The organism is Flavobacterium frigidum, from assembly GCF_048286735.1.
In the GTDB taxonomy this organism is placed as follows: Bacteria; Bacteroidota; Bacteroidia; order Flavobacteriales; family Flavobacteriaceae; genus Flavobacterium.
On sequence record NZ_JBLVPU010000001.1, the window covers coordinates 232592 to 254192 of the forward strand.

General features: G+C 33.3%; 24 protein-coding genes. 13 read left to right on the forward strand and 11 right to left on the reverse strand.

Translation table 11 applies throughout. From position 1 onward, the window contains the following. Positions 1 to 3: 3 nt before the first annotated feature. The 8 genes from cyoE (at position 4) to ACNQGO_RS01040 (ending at position 5133) form a co-directional block, all read left to right on the forward strand. The gene (gene cyoE, locus ACNQGO_RS01005) at positions 4 to 906 is read left to right on the forward strand and encodes a heme o synthase (protein ID WP_417983892.1); all 903 of its coding nucleotides are present in this window, start codon (positions 4 to 6) and stop codon (positions 904 to 906) included. 2 nt (positions 907 to 908) lie between these two features. Then, complete coding sequence (locus ACNQGO_RS01010; RefSeq protein ID WP_417944730.1) at positions 909 to 1496, forward strand: cytochrome c oxidase subunit 3; 588 nt, start codon at positions 909 to 911, stop codon at positions 1494 to 1496. A gap of 42 nt (positions 1497 to 1538) precedes the next feature. Then, the gene (locus tag ACNQGO_RS01015; RefSeq protein ID WP_417969426.1) at positions 1539 to 2516 is read left to right on the forward strand and encodes a cytochrome c oxidase subunit 3; all 978 of its coding nucleotides are present in this window, start codon (positions 1539 to 1541) and stop codon (positions 2514 to 2516) included. A 19-nt stretch (positions 2517 to 2535) separates the two neighbouring features. Then, positions 2536 to 2886 carry a cytochrome C oxidase subunit IV family protein gene (locus tag ACNQGO_RS01020; protein WP_417944726.1) on the forward strand — a complete coding sequence of 117 codons (351 nt, stop codon included), beginning with the start codon at positions 2536 to 2538 and terminating at the stop codon, positions 2884 to 2886. A gap of 75 nt (positions 2887 to 2961) precedes the next feature. Next, on the forward strand, positions 2962 to 3603 hold the full coding sequence (locus ACNQGO_RS01025) for a hypothetical protein (protein WP_417944725.1): 642 nt from the start codon (positions 2962 to 2964) through the stop codon (positions 3601 to 3603). A gap of 6 nt (positions 3604 to 3609) precedes the next feature. Further along, positions 3610 to 4296 (forward strand): SCO family protein, encoded by a 687-nt coding sequence (locus ACNQGO_RS01030; protein ID WP_417944723.1) that lies wholly within the window; start codon positions 3610 to 3612, stop codon positions 4294 to 4296. Between the two features lie 2 nt (positions 4297 to 4298). Continuing rightward, the gene (locus ACNQGO_RS01035; protein ID WP_417983893.1) at positions 4299 to 4841 is read left to right on the forward strand and encodes a DUF420 domain-containing protein; all 543 of its coding nucleotides are present in this window, start codon (positions 4299 to 4301) and stop codon (positions 4839 to 4841) included. Continuing rightward, on the forward strand, positions 4831 to 5133 hold the full coding sequence (locus tag ACNQGO_RS01040) for a hypothetical protein (protein WP_417977523.1): 303 nt from the start codon (positions 4831 to 4833) through the stop codon (positions 5131 to 5133). The genes ACNQGO_RS01035 and ACNQGO_RS01040 overlap by 11 nt, the downstream gene beginning before the upstream one ends. Before the next feature lie 3 nt (positions 5134 to 5136). Here the strand turns inward: ACNQGO_RS01040 and ACNQGO_RS01045 are convergent, their stop codons facing one another. Continuing rightward, entirely contained in the window at positions 5137 to 6546 is a 1410-nt protein-coding gene (locus ACNQGO_RS01045; RefSeq protein ID WP_417977521.1) for a DUF4403 family protein, read from the reverse strand. 197 nt (positions 6547 to 6743) lie between these two features. On the opposite strand from ACNQGO_RS01045, the gene ACNQGO_RS01050 reads away from it, so the two are divergent. The 3 genes from ACNQGO_RS01050 to tsaB all read left to right on the forward strand — a co-directional run bounded on the left by ACNQGO_RS01050 (position 6744) and on the right by tsaB (position 10246). Further along, entirely contained in the window at positions 6744 to 8180 is a 1437-nt protein-coding gene (locus tag ACNQGO_RS01050) for a TolC family protein (protein ID WP_417983894.1), read from the forward strand. Between the two features lie 6 nt (positions 8181 to 8186). After that, the gene (locus tag ACNQGO_RS01055; protein ID WP_417983895.1) at positions 8187 to 9494 is read left to right on the forward strand and encodes an efflux RND transporter periplasmic adaptor subunit; all 1308 of its coding nucleotides are present in this window, start codon (positions 8187 to 8189) and stop codon (positions 9492 to 9494) included. An 83-nt stretch (positions 9495 to 9577) separates the two neighbouring features. After that, positions 9578 to 10246: a tRNA (adenosine(37)-N6)-threonylcarbamoyltransferase complex dimerization subunit type 1 TsaB gene (gene tsaB / locus ACNQGO_RS01060; protein WP_417983896.1), complete on the forward strand. Its 669-nt coding sequence runs from the start codon at positions 9578 to 9580 to the stop codon at positions 10244 to 10246. A gap of 5 nt (positions 10247 to 10251) precedes the next feature. Here the strand turns inward: tsaB and ACNQGO_RS01065 are convergent, their stop codons facing one another. The 4 genes from ACNQGO_RS01065 to ACNQGO_RS01080 form a co-directional block, all read right to left on the reverse strand. Next, a complete protein-coding gene (locus tag ACNQGO_RS01065) occupies positions 10252 to 11082 on the reverse strand; it encodes a mechanosensitive ion channel family protein (RefSeq protein ID WP_417983897.1) in 831 nt (276 codons plus the stop codon). 77 nt (positions 11083 to 11159) lie between these two features. After that, entirely contained in the window at positions 11160 to 11735 is a 576-nt protein-coding gene (locus tag ACNQGO_RS01070) for a hypothetical protein (RefSeq protein WP_417983898.1), read from the reverse strand. A 321-nt stretch (positions 11736 to 12056) separates the two neighbouring features. Further along, on the reverse strand, positions 12057 to 12257 hold the full coding sequence (locus tag ACNQGO_RS01075; protein WP_417983899.1) for a dodecin family protein: 201 nt from the start codon (positions 12255 to 12257) through the stop codon (positions 12057 to 12059). Positions 12258 to 12366: 109 nt separating this feature from the next. Further along, on the reverse strand, positions 12367 to 13266 hold the full coding sequence (locus ACNQGO_RS01080) for a NifU family protein (protein WP_417983900.1): 900 nt from the start codon (positions 13264 to 13266) through the stop codon (positions 12367 to 12369). A 169-nt stretch (positions 13267 to 13435) separates the two neighbouring features. Here ACNQGO_RS01080 and ACNQGO_RS01085 point away from each other — a divergent pair, with 169 nt between their 5' ends. Together ACNQGO_RS01085 and ACNQGO_RS01090 are read left to right on the forward strand one after the other, a co-directional pair. Next, complete coding sequence (locus tag ACNQGO_RS01085) at positions 13436 to 14434, forward strand: PorP/SprF family type IX secretion system membrane protein (RefSeq protein ID WP_417983901.1); 999 nt, start codon at positions 13436 to 13438, stop codon at positions 14432 to 14434. A 16-nt stretch (positions 14435 to 14450) separates the two neighbouring features. Beyond that, complete coding sequence (locus ACNQGO_RS01090; protein WP_417944707.1) at positions 14451 to 14969, forward strand: gamma carbonic anhydrase family protein; 519 nt, start codon at positions 14451 to 14453, stop codon at positions 14967 to 14969. Positions 14970 to 14975: 6 nt separating this feature from the next. Here the strand turns inward: ACNQGO_RS01090 and murI are convergent, their stop codons facing one another. From murI to porG, 6 genes are all read right to left on the reverse strand, one after another. Then, positions 14976 to 15755 (reverse strand): glutamate racemase, encoded by a 780-nt coding sequence (murI, locus tag ACNQGO_RS01095; RefSeq protein WP_417983902.1) that lies wholly within the window; start codon positions 15753 to 15755, stop codon positions 14976 to 14978. Between the two features lie 108 nt (positions 15756 to 15863). Next, positions 15864 to 16364, reverse strand: a complete 501-nt coding sequence (locus ACNQGO_RS01100) for an OmpH/Skp family outer membrane protein (protein WP_309757648.1) — start codon at positions 16362 to 16364, stop codon at positions 15864 to 15866. A 21-nt stretch (positions 16365 to 16385) separates the two neighbouring features. After that, positions 16386 to 17405, reverse strand: a complete 1020-nt coding sequence (locus ACNQGO_RS01105; RefSeq protein ID WP_417983903.1) for an OmpH/Skp family outer membrane protein — start codon at positions 17403 to 17405, stop codon at positions 16386 to 16388. A 34-nt stretch (positions 17406 to 17439) separates the two neighbouring features. Continuing rightward, the gene (locus tag ACNQGO_RS01110; RefSeq protein ID WP_417983904.1) at positions 17440 to 20169 is read right to left on the reverse strand and encodes a BamA/OMP85 family outer membrane protein; all 2730 of its coding nucleotides are present in this window, start codon (positions 20167 to 20169) and stop codon (positions 17440 to 17442) included. Then, on the reverse strand, positions 20102 to 20842 hold the full coding sequence (locus ACNQGO_RS01115) for an isoprenyl transferase (protein ID WP_309759244.1): 741 nt from the start codon (positions 20840 to 20842) through the stop codon (positions 20102 to 20104). Before ACNQGO_RS01115 ends, ACNQGO_RS01110 begins: the two co-directional genes overlap by 68 nt. Positions 20843 to 20846: 4 nt before the next feature. Then, a complete protein-coding gene (gene porG, locus ACNQGO_RS01120) occupies positions 20847 to 21521 on the reverse strand; it encodes a type IX secretion system protein PorG (RefSeq protein ID WP_417983905.1) in 675 nt (224 codons plus the stop codon). Positions 21522 to 21601 lie beyond the last annotated feature (80 nt).

Here is a 21601-nt window from a genome sequence, read left to right on the forward strand (position 1 = left end):
GTATTGAACGCAACACCTTATATATTTTCACCAAAATCCATTTATATTGATTTCCGCGAAATCACTAAGGCTCGTTTAGCGATTAGTGTGGTCTTTTCGTCAGTTGCTGGGTTTATGCTCGGTATTTATGATTTGCATTCCTTAGATTGGATGGTGTTGTTAAAATTGGCACTAGGTGGGTATTGTATGGTTGGTGCGTCAAACGCTTTCAATCAAATTATCGAAAAGGATTTGGACGCTTTAATGGATAGGACCAAAAATCGTCCTGTTCCTACTGGAAGAATGTCTTCGGGAGTTGCGCTTATTATTGCAAGTCTATTGACGGTTATTGGAATTGTATTACTCTATACTATCAATCCAAAAACCGCTATGTTTGGCGCTATTTCAATATTTTTATACACTAGTATTTACACACCTTTAAAAACAATGACCTCGTTGTCTGTTTTTGTAGGCGCTTTTCCAGGAGCAATACCTTTTATGTTGGGTTGGGTTGCCGCCACGGGCGAATTTGGAATAGAAGCAGGAACTTTATTCTTAATTCAGTTTTTTTGGCAGTTTCCACATTTTTGGGCTATTGGATGGTTTTTGTATGACGATTATGAGAAGGCTGGTTTCTTTATGTTGCCTACAGGCAAAAAAGACAAAGGCACAGCGTTACAGATTATTTTATATACCGTTTGGTTGATTTTGGCTTCACTTCTTCCTGTTTTTGGTTACACGGGGCGTTTATTTATTACGCCAGTAGCGGCAGTAGTTGTTTTCTTGTTGGGATTGTGGATGCTTTTTTACGCAGTAAAATTGTATAAAGTAAGAACTCCGAAAGCTGCTAGGACTTTGATGCTAGTTAGTGTTTCTTACATTACATTGCTGCAATTGGTTTATATATTTGATAAATTTTTAAGATAGTTATGGATACGATAATGACAACTGAGGAACAAAAATCCAGAACAGCACGATCATACAAGTTGATTTTGTTGTTTGCTATGGTGAGTATGACAATGATGTTTGCTGGTTTAACTAGTGCATTTGTTGTAAGTAAGTCAAGAGCAGACTGGTTGAAAGACTTTCAATTACCAACTGCTTTTTTCTACAGTACCGTTGCAATCATCGGCTGTAGCGTCACATTTTATTTGGCAAAAAAAGCAATTCAAAAAAACAATCAAAGCAAAACGACACTTTTCCTTTTGACTACACTAGTTCTTGGAATATTGTTTGTAGTTTTGCAATTTGTGGGATTTGGACAAATAGTCGATAATGGGTATTATTTCACAGGAAGTGGAAGCTCTATTACTACTACTTTTTTATACGTTGTAACGGTTGTGCACTTGATTCACCTTGCTGGTGGCGTGATTTCACTGCTGATTATAATTTATAATCATTTTAAACAAAAATACAATTCATCTCAAACCCTTGGAATTGAACTTGGTGCAATGTACTGGCACTTTCTTGACTTATTGTGGGTTTATTTGTTTTTGTTTTTATATTTCTTTAAATAAGAAAAAAACGTAAATTTGGGAACTTTTTAACGAATAACTTTTATGGAAGCGACAGTTACTACTGCAAATAGTGAAGGAAAAACTTGGGGAGGCGGCAATGAGCCAATGGGATCAAGTTATGGCAAATTAATGATGTGGTTTTTTATCGTATCAGATGCTTTAACGTTCTCTGGATTTCTGGCGGCGTATGGTTTTTCACGATTTAAATTTATTGAAACATGGCCATTGGCTGATGAGGTGTTCACGCACTTTCCATTCATGCATGGCGTATCGGCTCCTATGTATTATGTAGCGTTGATGACATTTATTTTGATTTTTTCATCAGTTACAATGGTTTTGGCTGTTGATGCTGGACATCAAATGAAAAAAAACAAAGTAGTTCTTTACATGTTCTTAACCATTATCGGTGGTTTAATTTTCGTAGGTTCTCAAGCTTGGGAATGGAAAAACTTCATCAAAGGAGAATACGGTGCTATTGAAACAAAAGGAGGAAGTTTACTTCAGTTTGTAGATAAAGAAGGAAACCGTGTTGCGTTAGCAGAATTTGCAACGACTTTACCTGAAGAGAGAGAACAACTAACAAGAAACAAGGGTAAATGGTTTATGGATGAACCAAGTTTGCCTTCGTATTCAGTTGCGGAAGTTCAAGCGGGTTTTAAAGCGCATCCAGAACTTTTGATCAGAACGGAAGTAATTACCAAAGACAAAAAGAAAACAATCCTTTCAAGAGAAGAGTCTGTAGCAAGATTGAGTCAAGCACATTATGTTGTTGAAGGCGCAAACTTGGTAAGAAACGAGTACGGAAGTAAATTATTTGCTGACTTCTTTTTCTTTATCACTGGATTTCACGGATTCCACGTTTTTTCTGGAGTAATCATAAATATTATCATATTTTTCAATGTGTTAGTTGGAACTTATGAGAAAAGAAAAAGTTATGAAATGGTAGAAAAAGTGGGTCTTTATTGGCACTTTGTCGATTTAGTTTGGGTATTTGTATTTACAGTTTTCTATCTCGTTTAATTTTCTAAAAGTAATTATCATGTCACACGAACACGTATCTAATATAGGTAGAATCTGGAAAGTTTTCGGAATATTATCTGCCGTTACAATAGTAGAAGTTTATCTAGGAATTTTAAAACCTGATTTTCTTTTCATGAATGATTTTTTAAGTATGAACTTACTTAATTGGATCTTTTATGCTCTTACCATTTTTAAAGCGTATTACATCGTTTATGCGTTTATGCATATGGAAGGTGAAAAAAGCTCTTTAAGAAGTGCAGTTGTTTATCCAGTAATTTTTCTGATTTTATATTTGCTCTTCATTCTTTTGACAGAAGGGGATTATATTTATGAGGTTTTTAAAAATTCTACAATTAAATGGAATTTTTAACAAGATATTAATTCAAAAAGAGGGTACGCATTGCGTGCCTTTTTTTATTTTTGTACTTTAATTATTAATGTTTCAATGAAAAAAAATATTGTTCTTTTCGTTTTGTTTATACTACCTATTGTGGCATACCTTTTTTTTGCTTCAGGTGTTAATGGGTTTACTAAATTACCAACTATAACTCCCAATACCGCTGACTTAGGTAACTGGGAATCCTTAGATGGTCAAAAAGTTAGTTTGAATGGTAAAGTAACCATTTTGGGTTTTATGGGTACTGAACTTTTAAGAAATAGAGGAAATCTTTTTAATTTAAATCAAAAGATTTATCAAAGATATCATGAGTTCAAAGACGTGCAGTTTGTTATGGTTTGTCCTACTGGTACTGAAAAAGATGCCAAAAAAGTGATCGATGCATTGGCTGCCTTTACAGATGTTGCACAATGGCGTTTTGTTTTTGCTTCAAGCGAGGAAATAAAAACGTATTATTCTCAATTAAAGTTAGTAGAAAAATTAGATGATAATTTAGGAACTCCTAAAGTGTACATCGTTGATAAAAAACGAAATCTTCGAGGTCGAAAATTAGTTAAAAACACCAAAGAGGGATACAACACTTTTCACCCCGCAGAGTTGAGTAATGAAATGCTTGATGATTTTAAAGTGATTCTTTATGAATATCGTGCTGCTCTAAAAAAGAACAATAACGCCACTAGAAAAATATAATACGGTATGTTCAAAAATAAATCTTACATAGGAATTTCTTTTATTATTTTGATTTTTGGTATTTATGCGATACCTAAAATTGTCGAAAGAATTAAGAATGACAAAGTAGTACAAGGAGATCGATTAGACAGTGTAAATCCGGTTGCAGTATCTGAAGGACAATTGTTAAAAATAGGCCCTGCTCCCAAATTTGAACTCATCAATCAAGACAGTAAAAAAATCACCAATGAAACATACAAAGGAAAAGTATATGTGTTAGAATTTTTCTTCACTACTTGCCCTACCATTTGTCCAAAAATGAATCAAAGTATGTTGGTGCTGGAAAAGAATTTTTTTGGGAATCCTAATTTCGGGATGGTTTCAATAACCATAGATCCAGAACATGACACTGCAAAAGTACTCCAGGATCACAGAAATCTTTTGGGTGTGAAATCGGCTAATTGGAATTTTTTGACAGGAGACAAAGCGTATATTTTTAATTTGGCTAATAAAGGTTTTAATCTTTATGCAGGTCAAAATAACAAAGTAGCTGGTGGTTTTGAACATTCAGGATTGTTTGCTCTAATAGACAAGAATGGAAACATACGTTGCAGGACAGACGATTTTGGAAATCCAATTTTGTATTATGACGGTTTAGATAAAAAAGGAGTAAGAAATATTCAACAAGATATTAATATTTTATTAAAAGAATAATGATGGAAAATAATTCGTTAGAACAAAAATTCAGTAAATATATTATTGCAGTTTCAATTGTGATACCGTTAGTGGTTGCAATACTTTTTGGAATAAAACTAAAAGATTTCGGGTATGATGTAGCACCTCTTTCTTTTTTGCCTCCAATATATGCCACTACCAATGCAATAACTGCAGTCCTGCTAATTGTGGCTGTAATAGCCATAAAAAATGGTAATAGAAAACTGCATCAGTGGTTGATGACATCAGCCATTGCGCTATCGCTTGCTTTTTTAGTGATGTACGTAGCGTATCATATGACGAGTGACTCCACAAAATTTGGTGGCGAAGGAGTTATTAAATATGTGTATTATTTTATATTAATTACCCACATTGTTTTGTCAATAGCTATCATTCCGATGGTTTTAGTTACTTATGTTCGAGCCTTAGCAGCCAATTTTGAGTCTCATAAGAAAATATCTAGAATCACTTTTCCTATCTGGTTGTACGTTGCAGTAACCGGCGTAATTGTTTATTTAATGATTTCACCCTATTATGTATACTAAAAATTTAATAACCGAATTTAAAGTGGCGGGAACTCGAGAGAAAGTAAAAAGCAATCGTGTAAGTTGTTTTTATTCCTTATCATTAATATTTGTTTTAAATCTTATTTCACTGCCAACAAATGCGCAATGTGCAATGTGTCGGGCCGCTTTGACCAGCAATGAGAATTCCACACAAGCGGCTGCGGTAAATGACGGAATTGTTTATTTAATGGTGATTCCCTATCTGCTTGTTGCAGGAATTGGGTATGCCATTTACCGAATGAAAAAGAAGAAATCAAGTTTAGCTTCTTAAAATTCATTTCAATCCATCAACTGATACATTTAGAGTACCTTTTATTTTGAGAAAAGCGATGATAGCTTGATTTGTCAATTGAATTTTTTCAAATTGAATTTCTTCCATTTTCCCATTTACAAAAATACCTTGCATCGGAGAATAGTTTTTTACATAAGTCATCATGCTTTTTTGACCTTCTTCAAGATTTGGTTTTATGGAGTAATGGCAGCTTTGCTCAATTTTTTTCAAAATTAAACCCTGAGCCAGCCAATTAGCGGTTCGCATCAATTTATTTTTTGTATCCAAAGCATAGTCCAATTGATCAAAATATACTTCCTTAGTTTTGTCATTATATTGTGGAAATCCTGCTAAATAAATCGTTCCATTTACAGCTCCTAGTATATCTAAAGCGATTATCATTTTCCCGTTTTTATGCCAAATAGCAACATTTTGTACTTTTATTGACTTAGAGCCGCTACCAAATGTTTGTCCGCTAAAATTCTTTGTCATTAGTTTTGAAGCCTCTTGGTAGGTCGAAACGGCTACAATATTAGCTGAAATGTCTTGAGGTATTTTAGAAACAGACTTTACAATAATTTTGTTAGCATTAAATTTTGATTCAGGTTGTTTTCCAATGATGGTTTCCATTGTGCATTTCATTCCCATGTCGAGTACAAACGTGTCGTTTTTGAGTTTGGCGTTAGTAGAATAAATCTCGATTGGTGTAATCCTAAGCCAACTTTGGTATGTATCACTCATTTGATAAGGCGCACAGATTTTTTCCAAAGCAAGCAAAACATTAGGTTTGAAATCCATGGATTTTTCGATGGCATTATCAATTTTCTTTTCAATTTTTGATTTAAAAAGGGCAATGGCTGGATTAATCAAATAGGTGACAGGGACATTTTTACCAAAAACAGTCATCGTTGGGCTTTCGTTCCAATCGAGTGATTTAAGTTCTGTTTTGGTGTTCATTTTCCAATTGGTCAAACCTACTTCACTTATCAAAGTTACCACTCCATCTAAATTGAACTCTTTTATATTGTATAATTCGACACCCATTTTTTTTGTGCCAATCCTGTATTTTACAATAGCTTTTAAGGGCAATACTGTTATGATTTTTTGACCATTTGTAGTATTATCATTTTTGATTGTAATGGGAGCTAGCTTCCAAATATTCATTTCTATATCATCATCATCTATAATATTGTCTTCATAGATTAGGCCATTCAGTTGTGTGTTTGTTTGGTTTTCAATGTCTTTTAGTTTTACGCTAATTGGTAAATTAATGTAGGAAGGAATACTCTCGTAAACTAGTGGTGTCGCATCGTCTGGCTCTGGTTTCAAAGTGGCTATCTTATTTGTTGTTGAACAGCTAGTTGTACAAATAATGGAAAAAACTATAAGCAGATTGAATGTGAATTTGGGCATTTTTTAGGAATGTTTTAGAGTAGCTAAATTAATAAAAGAATTCTTTTTTTATTAATTTTTGTAACAAATGCTAATTTCTAAAGTCTAATGATTTAATAGATGATTTTGCATTGAAATAGTTGCTATTTTTCACACAAATCTTATCTATAAATATTTAAATTTGTTTGCAGTCTTACTGCGCTTTTATTCAAAAATATATGAAAAAAAGAAGTTTTTTCAGTTTAATAGTACTCGTGTTTAGTTGCTTGATTATGCAGGCACAGTCCAAGAAATGGACTCTACAAGAATGCGTAAACTATGCCATTCAAAATAATATCTCTATCAAACAATCGGGGTTAGATACTAAAACAGCATTGATTGATAAAAGAGGTGCGTTTGGAAATTTTCTCCCTTCAGTGAATGCGAGTGCATCTCATTCCTGGAATATTGGTTTGAATCAGGATATTACAACGGGTTTATTACAAAACCAAACTACGCAGTTTACCTCTGCGGGAGTTAATGTTGGGATTGATATTTATAAAGGATTACAAAATCAAAATACGTTGCGTAGAGCGAATCTCTCTATAGTTGCAGCAAAATATCAATTGTTAAAAATGCAAGAGGATGTAGCCTTGAATGTTGCAAATGCTTTCTTGCAAGTACTTTTTAACAAGGAAAATTTAAAAGTACAACTAGAACAACTTGGAATTAACCAAAAACAATTAGTACGCTCCGAAGAATTAGTGAAAGCAGGTTCTATTCCTCGAGGTGATTTATTGGACGTAAAAGCAACGGTAGCATCAAACAATCAAAATGTGATTACTGCAGAAAATACTTTATTGATTTCAAAATTAAGTTTGGCTCAATTGTTACAACTGAAGGACTTTGAGAGTTTTGATGTTGTTGATGATACCAACATTAAAGATGAAAATAATATTATGGCGCAAACTCCAAATAGTATCTATGAAAAAGCCAAAGAGGGGCGAACAGAATTAAAAATTGCAAGAACCAATTTAGAAATAGCAGAGAAAAATGTAGCAATTGCCAAAGGTGCTTTTCAACCCACATTACAAGGTTTTTATAGTTTCAGTTCAAGAGTTGGTTACGGTGACAGAGTAGTGGGTATTCAACCAAATACTTCAAATCCTACCTCAGTAATCGGCTATGTTGACGGTACAAATCAAAATGTTATACAAAATAATGTCTCTCCAGTTTTAGGAAATCCTGCTCCGTTTTTTGATCAATTTAGTAACAACAAAGGACAATCTTTTGGAGTTCAATTATCGATTCCGATATTTAATGGTTTTGCGGTTAGAAATAATGTAGACCGTTCTAAAGTAAGTTTAGAACGATCAAAAATCGCTGTTGAGCAACAAGATTTAGATTTGCAAAGGAATGTATTTACTGGATTTGCAGATGCTAAAGGAGCGCTAAATGCTTACGAATCGGCTATTATAGCTGTAGAAGCGAGACAAGGTGCTTACGATTATGCTAAAGAAAAATATGATGTTGGTTTGATGAATTCTTTTGATTTCAATCAAGCACAAACATTGCTTACCAATGCACAATCAGATGTACTAAGAACCAAATACGATTATATCTTTAAAATTAAAATATTAGAATTCTATTTTGGAATTCCACTTATCAAAAACTAATTTATTATGTCAAAAAAAACAATTTATATCCTAATAGGTGGAGCAGTAATAATCATTGCAGGTCTAATAATACTGTCAAAATCTGGTGTTATCGGGAATAAGGACAAAGGTACCGAAATTGAAATTGCTCAAGTCAATCCAATAACGATTGTAGAAACGGTTTCAGCGACAGGAAAAATTCAACCAGAAATAGAAGTTAAAATTTCATCGGAGGTTTCGGGAGAAATTATTTCTTTGAATGTAAAAGAAGGTCAAGTAGTTAAAAAAGGCGATTTATTAGTAAAGATAAACCCCGATTTATACACTTCTGGTTACAATCGTTCGGTTTCAAATTTATCAGGAACCAAAGCAAATTTAAGTCAAGCCGATGCTTCTTTTAAGGAATCGAAATCAAGTTACGACCGTAATAGAACATTGTTCGAAAAAGGAATTATTTCAAAGTCGGATTGGGATAAGGCAGTTGCATCCTATGAAGTTGCCAAAGCTGCTAAACAGACGGCTTATTTTAATGTGCAAAGCGCCTCGGCAACTGTCAATGAAGCCAAAGACAATCTAGGACGTACTACCATTTATGCTCCAGCTGACGGAACAATTTCTATGTTGAACGTAGAATTAGGTGAGCGTGTTTTAGGAACGCAACAAATGACGGGTACCGAAATTTTAAGAGTGGCCAACTTAAACAATATGGAAGTTGAAGTAGATGTTAATGAAAATGATATTGTAAAAATAAAAGTTGGCGACGATGCAAATGTCGAAGTTGACGCATACCTGAAAAAGCAATTTAAAGGAACAGTGACAAGTATTTCTAATTCTGCTAGTTCGGCCTTGACGGCGGATCAAGTGACGAATTTTAAAGTTAAAGTTAGAATACTAAAAGAATCATACCTTGATTTACTAGAGGGTAAACCGGACACCTATTCTCCGTTTAGACCGGGAATGACCGCTACCGTAGATATTATTACAGAAACAAAATCGAATGTATTGTCGGTGCCTATTAGTTCTGTGGTTGTAAAATCGGATACTGCGGCTGTAAAAGAAATTAAAGTGGACGATCCTAATGAAGAACAAAAAGGAGCTGCACCAAAAAGTGATAAGAAATTTGAATGCGTATTTGTAAAAGTAGGGGATAAAGCTAAAATTAGAATTATCAAAACCGGAATCCAAGACGACACTAATATTGAGGTTTTATCAGGCCTTAAAAAAGGAGATGTTGTCATTACAGGACCGTACAATACCGTTTCTAAAGAATTAAATTCAGGTGATAAAGTATCTTTAATTACTGACAAAGACAAAAAAGGCGATAGCAAAAAGTAATTGTCTAGGAGAACAGTTTTGAAATCACAATCATAAAATATAATTTTGTGATTGTGATTTTTAATTTAAAACAAAACCCAAAATTGAGTTATATACTAAACATTGAGACTGCAACAAAGAATTGCTCTGTTGCTCTGGCAAAAGAAGGGAAAACAATTTTTTATAAAGAGATTGCAGAAGAAGGCTATTCCCACGCAGAACGATTGCATGTTTTTATTGAAGAAATCATAAAAGAAGTAGGTATTACGCTCCAAGATTTAAGTGCTGTAGCCGTAAGTCAAGGGCCTGGCTCCTATACTGGGCTTCGAATAGGAGTTTCTGCAGCAAAAGGATTGTGCTATGCGCTCAATATTCCATTAATTGCTATAGATACTTTACAAGCTTTGGCTTCGCAGGTGACCATTTCCAACGGATTAATTATTCCCATGATTGATGCCCGAAGAATGGAAGTATATAGCGCTGTTTTTTCTCCAAATTTGGAACAAAAAAGAGAAGTTCTTGCCGAAATAATTACAGAGAATTCATTTGAAAATTTGCAGGAAACACTATGTTTTGTTGGTGATTGCGCGGAAAAGTGCAAATCGGTTTTGACCAAAGAAAATTATATTTTCCTTGACGAAATTGTATATCCTTCGGCTAAAGAAATGAGTTTTTTAAGCTTCGAAAAATTCAAAAAAAGCGACACTGTAGATGTCGCCTATTTTGAACCGTATTATTTGAAAGACTTTATGATTACGACTCCAAAGAAATAATTTAATTATATTAAATTGTTTGGAGTTGATTCTCTTACATAAGGCTGAATGATAATTCCAGCAGCATCAAACGCCAGTTTACAGCTTTCTAAAGTTTCAGAGAAAACGAGACCGTAATCTTCGTTATTTGCCCATGGTCTCACCGCAATTTGAATGGCATTGTCAGTTAAGTTTTTTACAGAAACTTCGGCAGCAGGAGTCTTAAGAACTTTGGGATTATTTTTTAAAATGGCAGTAATTATTTCTTTCACTTTTTTAATATCCGCATCATAGGAAATAGCGATGGTCAAATCAGCTCTTCTAATTTTTTGCAAAGAGTAATTGATAATGTTTCCATTAGACAAAGCGCCATTAGGTACAAAAATAGTTTGATTGTTAGTAGCAATTAGTTTCGTTACAAATATTTGTATTTCGCTCACCGTTCCTATTACTCCTTGCGCTTCAATAGTGTCGTTAACCTTAAAAGGTTTGAAAAGAATAATCAACATACCGCCTGCAAAATTCGATAAAGAACCTTGAAGTGATAAACCAACAGCAAGTCCCATTGCCCCCAAAATAGCAACAAATGATGAAGTTTCTATTCCTAGCTTTGATATGAATGTTACAAATAATAGGACTTTTAAAACCCAAAGTAAAATATCGGCAAGGAACTTTGTCAAAGTAGGATCTAAATTTCTTTTAGTCATCAGTTTCCTGATAAATCTATTAATAAGCCGAATGGCGTAAAGGCCAATAAATAAAATGACAAAGGCAGAAATAATTTTTGGGGAATAATCAACCAATACAGTGACGAATGTATTGGCATAATCAGTTAACTGATTTGGATTTAAGTTCATTTTTATCTAATAAAAAACCTTCCCAAAAGAGAAGGTTAAGTTTGAAGTGCAAAAATACAATTATTTTTTTTTATAAATTAATCTGCGTCTTCTTCTATTTTATTTATAGTTTCCTTAGCTTTTTCAGTGGCGTCTGCATCACCGTCTGTTACTAATTCACTGGCTTTTTCAGAAACAGTTTCAACAGCATCTGTAGCTATTGTTTTAGTTTCAGTTGCTTTTTCTTCAACTTTTTCTGTGGCTATGGCAGTATTTTCTTTTACTGATTCTACTGCTTTCTCACTATGTTCAGTAACAGTTTCTTTAGCATGACCAGTAAAATTCTCTACTTTATCTATAACTGGAGCTGTCGTTTCTTTTACTTTTTCAAATGTTTCTTCTACAAATGTTTCTGCTTTTTCAATATAAGGCGCTGCAGTTTCTTTTGCTTTTTCAAATGTTTCTTCTACAAATGTTTCTGCTTTTTCAAGGTAAGGAGTGGCCGTTTCTTTTGCTTTTTCAAATGTTTCTTCTGCAAATGTTTCTGCTTTTTCAAGGTAAGGTGCAGCAGTCTCTTTTGCTTGCTCAAAAGTAGTTTCCGCTTTGTCAGCTAATTCGCTGGCAGTTTCTTTGGCTGAGCCAAATAAATTTTTTAAAAATGAAGATAGTCCCATGTTATTTTATTTGATTAGTCTCACAATATTAAACAATTTTTTCTAGCATTGCTTTATTAAATTATTAATAATTTACTGAAAATCAGTATTTGGCATCATATCCGTCTTGTTTTGGCAAACATAAAACAACATTTTCTTTTTTATGTAGTGTGCAGATATTAACACTATTTGATTTTTTTGGTTTCAGCAAAATTCATTCAGTTTGAAAGTACAAATGATTGCCTGCCATCAGAAAGTAATGCAATCGATAGCTTTAAACAGCTTCTAGAAATAAAAAAGCGTTCGCTAATGCGAACGCTTAAATTAATCGGTCAAATTAATCTATTCGAGTTCGAAAGTTAATTTTAGATTTACTCTATATTCTGTGATTTCTCCTCCACTTACGGCAGCACTTTGATTCTTAACATATACAGATCGTATGTGGTTAATGGTTTTAGCTGCCTTTGCTACTCCTTTTTGAGTGGCATCTTCCCAACTTATATCTGAACTGGAAAGCACTTCAATTACTTTTAATACTGACATAATTTCTATGTGTTAAGTTAAATATTAAATGTACCTATTTTATTTAAAATGGCAATTTTTTTTTCACATAACTATAACATATTCAATCAATTGTATTTTTTTATTCTTTTTATGCGTTTACGGCTTCCACTTTAATGGCCTCATCGTTCAGCATGCTTTTTAACATGTTTTCAATACCACTTTTTAAAGTAAATGTTGAGGACGGGCAACCGCTGCAGGCACCTTGAAGAATTACTTTGACAGTTTTATCTGTTTCGTTATACGAATCGAATGCAATATTTCCACCGTCTGCTTGAACAGCAGGTTTTACATATTCCTCTAATATATTGATGATTTGTTGTGAGGTCACATCTAAATTATCAAATTCTTTTGCTTTGGTATCTTCCTTTTCTGTTACGGCTTGGATGAAATTTTCATCTAGAACTGTCCCGCCGTTTTCAATATATTGCTTGATGAAGCTTCGTAACTCTAAGGTTATTTCTTGCCAATCATTAATTTCATATTTTGTGACAGAGATGTAATTTTCATCGATAAAAATTTCTTTCACATACGGAAATTTGAACAATTCCTTTGCTAGTGGGGAAGCGCCAGTTTGATCAATATTTTTAAATTCAATAGCGTTTTTGGTCAACATTTTACTTACAACAAATTTTAATGCAGCAGGATTTGGCGTAGTCTCACCGTAAACAGTTACGGGTTGTTTTTTTGTTTTGTTTTCGTCAACGGTGATTATGGTTCCTCCGTTGTTTACAAATTCTTCTATTTGTTCAGCAACATCAACTTTAACATCATCCCATTCAACAATACTGTATTTTTCGATTGCTATAAAATTTCCAGAAATATAAACTGTTTTTACAAACGGTAAGTAAAATAATTGTTGTGCTAAAGGAGATGTTTTTGCTTCATCAATATTTTTAAATTCAAAACTTTCATTTTGAGTGATAAAATCTTGAAATTCAAATTTTAGTATAGTTGGGTTTTGTGTTTCTTTTATGCTAATTTTGCTCATAACTTTTAAATTTTTACAAATTTACTAAAGTTATTTTCTAAGAATAATTATATTTGATTTTTAATGAATAAATTAACTTTAGTTTTACTTTTGGATACGTATTTTGACTTTTATTTCCAAAAAACTTTTATTGATTTAGAATCATTCCTTCTTACTAAAAAGTAATTAAATGTACACCAAAATTAAATTCCTATTTGCTCTTTTATTTATCTCCTTTTATTCCTATTCGCAGGAAGGTCTTCCTGTTTACTCGGATTATCTCACGGATAATTACTATTTAATTCATCCTTCTATGGCGGGAGCTGCAAATTGCGCCAAAGTCAGACTCACTGGTCGTAAACAGTGGTTTGATCAAGACGATGCTCCAGAACTCCAAACCTTAAGTTTCAATGGTAGAGTAGGAGAGAAAGCGGGTGCAGGAATTATAGTTTTTAACGATAAAAATGGATATCATTCCCAAAAAGGTGTCAAATTCACATATGCGTATCATTTGATGTTTTCTAGAAATGAAATCGATTTAAACCAGTTGTCTTTTGGAATCAGTGCTGGACTAATCCAAAGTCAGTTAGACGAAACGAAATTCCGTCAATCTGGTGATTTTGATCCGATCATAAATGGAACAATTGTTCAAAAAGATTCGTATTTTAATGTTGATATTGGTGCCTCTTATAATTTCTTGGATTTATATGTGCATGGAACAGTCAAAAATGCAGTCGAAACTAGAAGAAATATTTACACGGAATACGAGAGTGATAATTTAAGAAAGTATTTATTGAGTGCTGGATATATTTTTGGAGATCGCGATAAAATCTTGTGGGAACCATCTGTTTTATTTCAAATGGTCGAAAAAACGAAAGAAAAGGTAATCGATGTTAATTTGAAGGCCTACAAGACACTAGATTTCGGAAAAATATTTGGTGGGCTATCCTATAGAAGAAGTTTTGATGGTGCCGAATTCCTGCAAGGCAGTACAGTTTCTAAACAAAAATTGCAATACATCACGCCAATTGTAGGAGTTAATTTTGATAAATTTATGTTTGCTTATACGTATTCTCAGTTGTCAGGTGCGGTTAAGTTTGATAATGGTGGATATCACCAAATTACCTTAGGAATCGATCTGTTTTGTAAACCTGTCAAATACGATTGCAACTGTCCAGCAATTAATTAATTTCTCCTTTTATATTATGCTAGTAAAATCGATAAATGGTAAGTCACCGTCAATCCCGAAGGATTGTTATGTTGCAGAAAATGCAACTATTGTTGGTGATGTTTCTTTTGGAGAAAATTGTAGTGTTTGGTTTAACGCTGTGATTCGTGGCGATGTAAATTTTATCACAATTGGAAATAAAGTAAATATTCAGGATGGAGCAGTAATTCATTGTACGTATAAAAAACACCCAACAATTATAGGAAATAATGTTTCTATTGGCCACAACGCGATCGTACACGGATGTACAGTTCATGATAATGTGCTAATAGGAATGGGCGCAATTGTGATGGATAATTGTGTTATCGAAAGCAATTCGATTGTAGCTGCAGGAGCGGTTATTACTCAAAATACGGTTGTTGCTTCAGGTACGATTTGGGCAGGTGTTCCAGCCAAAAAAGTCAAAGACATTGATCAATCTGATTTTGCTGGAGAAATCGAACGTATTTCAAATAATTACGTGATGTATTCTGGTTGGTTTAAAGACGAAGAATAGTCTTTCCTAGAATTTTTTTTCTTCAACGGTGTATGCATTTCCTACTATTTCTTTCAATACGGTCGGATCCGTATTCGTATAAAAAATAGGTTTGTTATTTTCTGCTGTTGAAAATCCTACTTTAGTCTTCAATACATTTCGGGTTTGTTTGGCAACGGCTTCACCTGAATCTATGATTTTAATGTGCTCTGGGAGTATTTTTTTTATCTGCGGAATCAAATAGGGATAATGACTGCATCCTAATACTAAATAATCAATATTAGCAGCTATCATTGGTGTCAAGTAGGATTGAAGCAGTTTTGTCATTTCTGTCGAATGAATGTCACCGTTTTCAATTAGTTGTACTAATCCGTGGCCCACTTGTTCTATTATTTTTGTGTCCTGATACTTCTCTGTCGTTTTGTTAAACAACTCGCTATTTAATGTTCCTTTCGTAGCCAGAATGCCTATTATTTGCGTTTTAGAATGCGTTACTGCGGGTTTTATTGCTGGCTCAATGCCAATAAAAGGAATGTCATATTTCGCTCGCAATTCCTGGATGGCATTCGTAGTAGCCGTATTGCAAGCAACTACAATCAATTTACATTTCATTTCCAATAGGAAATCCGTGTTTTTCATACTCAAAGCTACAATCTCTTGTTTCGATTTTAGTCCATAAGGTGCATTGGCACTATCAGCAAGATATATAGTTTTTTCATTAGGTAGTAATTCATGGATTGCTTTCCAGATCGAAGTTCCTCCAATTCCTGAATCAAAAATTCCAATAGGTTGATTGTTGTTATTCATAAAAACAAAGTTACACGCTAATCAATGAAATTCCAATAGTTTATTTAAACAAAAAACTGCTCAATCCTATAGTTGGGACGAGCAGTTTTAAACGATTGTCTATTTTTCCTAGAATCCTAAATCTTTCTTAACATCAAGAGTCAAGTTTGGACCATCAGCAAGTAAAAGAGAAGAACCATCAAGAACATATTGGAATCCTTTTGCTTTTCCTACTTTTTGGATTGAAGCTCTCACTTTTTCCATCAATGGTTTAACGATATCAGATTCTTTTTGTTGTAATTCTTTTTGAGCATTATCTCTAAAAGCTACAATTCTAGACTGCATGTCTTGTACTTCTTTAGAGCGTTCTCCATTAATAGCTTCAGTTACTGTAGCAGCTTCAGCTTCGTATTTTTTTAATTTCCCTTGGTATTCTTCTACCATCTTTTTGTAATCAGCATCGTAAGTAGTACTCAATTTATCCAATTGTTTTTGAGCATCTAACATTGCTGGCATTTTTGTCATAATCTCACTTACATCAACATGAGCCGTTTTTGCTTGTGCATTAATTGTTTGGCTTGCTCCTAAAATAAAAATTGCAGCAATAAATAGAGTTTTAATTTGTCTCATCGTTTTTAAAATATTTAGTAATTAATTTTTGTTTGTATTTTCTTTTAATTTTTCTTCTTTTGCTTTTCTAATCGCTTCTCTTTCTTCAAGAATTTTTTTTCTTTTTTCTTCTAATGCTTTTTTGCGGTCTTCTAAAATTTTCTTACGATCTTCTAGCTTTTGTGCATTAACTTCCACTTGTTTTTGTTTGATGTCTTCTGCTAACTGTTTTGAAGCATCATTTGTAGAATCTGCGTTTGCCGCTTTTTTAGGATCCTCTATTTTAACATTTGCAGAAACCGTGCCATTTTTTTTAGCTTCTCTGTCTGCTATTATTTGTGCTCTTTTGTCTTCAAATTCCTTTTTCTTTTGCTCTTGAAGCAACTTCCTGTCCTCTAGTACTTTCTCTCTAGCATATTTTTTTTCGTCTATTTGCTTTTGACGTTCTGCTAAATCTGGATTTTCATCCATTGCGTCTTGTTTTTTCTCTTTATCCTCTTCTGCTTTTTGTTGTTTTTTAGTCAACTGCTCTCTTTTTTCAGTTCGGGTAAGCGTGCGTATAATTTGGTCGCTAAGATCAAATCTTTTAGCAGCAAACAACATGGTTAAATCAGATGTTTTGTCAAATATGAAATCGTATTTTAACCTTTCAGCAATATCTTGAACAGCAGTAAAAACTTGATCTTGTATTGGTTTAACCAAGAGGCTTTTTTGTATTATTAAATCTCCGTTGGGTCCAAATCGTTTCTGTTGGTAATCTAGATTTTCATTTTCTAGAAAATTAATTTCTGTTTCTCTTTCATCAATCAATTCTTTAGTTAACAAAGCTCTTTCTGCTTTTAGGGCTTCTTTAAGTTTATTAATTTCAATTTTTTTAGCATCAATCTCAAGTTTCCATTTTTCAGTTTTTACCTCTAATTGCGCCTTTGCTTCTGTATAATCGGGTACATTTTGTAAAATGTATTCCATATCTATGAAACCTAGTTTAGTGCCTCTTGTTTGGGCGTCTATTGATTGCACAAAGAATAACGATAAAAATAGATATAAAAATTGTTTTCTCATAACAGTATGTTTTAGAAAATTTATAATCAATTTTTTAGAATTGTTGTCCAATGATAAAATGTACTTCGTTTCCATTTGGTTTTGCTTGACCTGGTAATTTATCAAAACCATATCCAAAATCGATTCCTAATAAACCAAATGCAGGCATGAATACACGTAATCCAACTCCCGCGGAACGATTCAAAGCAAATGGATTGTAGCTTTTGAAATCTTTAAACGATGAACCTGCCTCAGCAAATGCTAATGCATAAATTGATGCAGATGCTTTTAATGTGATTGGATAACGTAATTCCATTGAGAATTTATTAAACACGGTTGCTCCAATTTGGTCTCCACTTTCATCAACAGGAGTCAAAGAATTGTTAGGATATCCTCTCAACTGTATTGTTTCTCTTCCATCCATGGAGAAGTTAGCTAATCCATCTCCACCAAGATAGAAACGTTCAAAAGGAACTACTCCTCGGTCTTGGTTGTATGCTCCAAGAAATCCAAATTCTGCCAAAGTTCTCACCACTAATTTACCATAAACTTTGGTATACGCATCAGCTTTGAATTTTATTTTATAATATTCCAACCATTTAAAACGCTCTTGATCGACTTTGCTGACATCTGCAGCAGCTAAATTAAAGTCGGTTACCTTATTGCCATTCGTATCAATGTAATCTCCAATTTTTACAATATTTCCGTTAGTATCTGGCACATTTAATCGGTCGACAGTATTCTTTAATTTGTACTCTTCTTTGTCGCCCAATGTAGCATAATCAACTCCGTTTAATAAAGAGTAAGGAAGAGTCAATTTAGCCGAAACACTAAATTCTGATCCGTAGGTAGGGAAAATTGGATTTACCCCTTTATTATTTCGTGTTAATCCTATTGTATAAGCCATGTTTCTGGATGTTCCATCCCCAAAGGTAAATAATCCAGTATTGTAATTATTTAAATCATAGTGCTGGTAACTTAACGATTGTGACAATACAAAGAAATCATCGGGTACTGTTAATCTTTTGGCTAAACCAACGGATAAAGTCATAATGTTAAAACTTTTTGTTTTATCCGCTCTTTGTGTTTGAAAATTATTTAAAAATTGTTTACTGTAGGACAATGATGAACTAAATGATACTGGTTTTTTTCCGCCAAACCAAGGTTCAGAAAAGGAAACACTATAGGTTTGGAAAAAGGTACTTGCTTGCAAACGTAAGCTTACTTTTTGACCATCTCCCATTGGTAAAGGTCTATATGCATCTTTTTTGAACATATTGCGAGCCGAAAAGTTGTTGAACGAAAGTCCAAGCGTACCAATGAATCCACCACCACCATAACCTCCTTGAAGTTCTATTTGGCTGGATCCTTTCTCTACAAGTTGGTATTCAATATCTACTGTTCCAGCTCCTGAATCAACGTTTTTAAACGCTGGATTGATAGCTTCTGGATCAAAAAATCCTAACTGTCCAATTTCACGTACGGTTCTAACTAATTCGTCTTTGCTGTATTTTTCACCTGGTTTTGTTCTTAATTCACGGTAAATAACGCGGTCATTGGTTTTGTCATTACCCACAACTGTGATCTTGTTGAAGTAAGCAATAGGGCCTTCTGTAATTCGTATTTCAAAATCAATAGTGTCATTGGCAGTTCTTACCTCTACAGCATTAATATTTGAAAATAAATATCCGTTATTTTTGTATAAATTATCAATGTCTTCGCCGTCTGGTTTTGATCCATCGGCAATTCTTCTTTGTAACAGAACACCATTATAGGTTTCTCCTTTTTTCACGCCTAATACTCTACTTAATCCTTGATCGGTGTAAACTGTATTTCCTAGGAATTTTATGTTTCCAAAGTAATATTTATTTCCTTCTTCTACATTAATTTTTATAGATAATGCATTTTTTTCTTTATCAAATGTCACAGAGTCCGAAACGATTCTGGCATCTCTATATCCTTTCTCTTTATAGGATGAAATTACTTTTTCTAAATCGGTTTTGTATTTGTCTTTTATGAATTTTGATGCTTTTAAAACACGAGTAATTTTCTTTTGTTTCGTATCTTTCATTGCTTTACGCAAAGTGTTATCAGATATTTTCGTGTTTCCTACAAAATCAATACTTTTAATTTTTACTTTTTCACCCTTATCAATACTAACAAGCATGTTTACTGAATTGACAGTGGACGTATCTTTAACCGTATTAATGTTAACTTTGGTGTTATAATACCCGTCTTTCTTGTATTTGTTTTCTATATAATTTCTTGTGGTTGTAATCAAGTTTTCATTTACAACTTTACCTTTATTAAGACTGTTGTCTTTTATTAAAGCTTCCGTTTTAGTCTTTTTAATCCCTACAAATTTTACTTGATTTAGTTTGGGTAGCTCTACGATATTTAAATCGAGGTAGATACTATCATTCTGAACTTTATTTACATAAAATGAAATTTCATCAAAGAGACCTAGTTTTCCAAGTTTTTTTATAGCAGCACTAATTTCTTCACCAGGCACTGTTATTTCTTGTCCTTTTTGCAAACCAGAGAATGTAACAACCGTTTGCGAGTTGAAACTAATGTCTCCCACAATAGCTACATCGGCTAAAATGTATTTTTTTCCTTGATCAAAAGGAACTCTTTCTTGCGCTTTAACTTTTGTAAAACTTACTAATACTAATACGGTAAGGACTATTTTTATGCTTTTATGTAACACTAAAAAATTATTTAATTTGTTCACTTGTTTTTCCAAATCTGCGTTCTCTTTTTTGATAACTAATGATAGCCTCATATAAATCTTGTTCTTTAAAGTCTGGCCATAATATATCAGTAAAATATAATTCTGCATAGGCAATTTGCCACAACAAAAAATTACTTATCCTATGTTCTCCACTTGTTCGTATTAATAAATCTACGTCCGGTAAATTTTGCGTGTAAAGATGCTCATTAATAATGGAATCGTCAATAGCGTCTATTGAAATTATATTATTTTTAACTTTACTACAAATATTTCTTACCGCAGCTACTAATTCCTCCCTAGAACCGTAGCTTAACGCTAAGGTAAGTGTCATTTGTGTGTTGTTTTTTGTCTTGTCGATTACATCAAGGAGTTCCTTTTGCGCTGATTTTGGTAATCTTTCTAGGTTACCAATTGCGTTGAGTTTGATGTTGTTTTTTTGAAGTGTGAGCAGTTCTTTTTTCAAAGAGTTGATCAATACTTTCATTAAAGTATCGACTTCTAGTTTGGGTCTGTTCCAGTTTTCAGTAGAAAAAGCATAAAGAGTAAGGAACTCGATGCCAAGCTTAGCACTAGCTTCGATTATTACTTTTACTGATTTTGTTCCGCTTTCATGACCTAAGGCGCGTAAAAGGCCTTGCTGTTTTGCCCAACGTCCATTACCATCCATAATGATGGCTAGGTGTTTAGGTAGGTTATTCTTATTGATCGTATCTTGTAAATTCATTTCTCTATTCTGCACAATAACAGGGTTTGTTCCCAAAGGTATAGGTTAACGTAGCTCCTGTAAAAACGTACCAATCATTATTATTTATATTTCCAAAATTTTGATTAGAGCTTCCGTCTATATTGTCAGTCAACGTATATCTTGCACCAGTTTCTAATGCCAAAACCAAACGGGGTGATATATTAGATTTTACTCCTATAATTATAGGGAATGCAATTGATTTTTTTCTTTCGGTTCTCCCACGAACTGATGTGTCCGTTTTTAAATCGGTCAAGGTATATTTTGCTAGAAAATAACTCAAACCAGACGCAACATAAGGACTGATTTTTCTGCTCGATTCGTGAAGATTAAAATCAAAAAAGTTGAATTCAAGGTCTAAAGATACTTCTTTTAAATTGTTTTCAAAACGATACTCCCTTTGGTACCTGCTTACTTCTTTTGAATCCAAATCATTTGAGGTAATTTTAGATTGCGTATAAGAAAATCTATAGGAATGTCTAGGACTTTTATTCCACTTGTATACGACTCCAATTGCAGGTTCGTTTGGCGAAATATAAGTAGTAGGTCCGATGTCTCCAATATAATTACTGCCGCCTAAAAAAACACCGACCTCATGTATTTGAGCGTGTGTTGCCATCACTGGGAATAAACAGAGAAATAAATAAAAAATTTTGTTCATTTAATCAAAAATTGCGTGCAAATATAATAATTATCAATTCGTTTCAATACCCATTCAGTTAAATGTGCTTTTTTTTAATA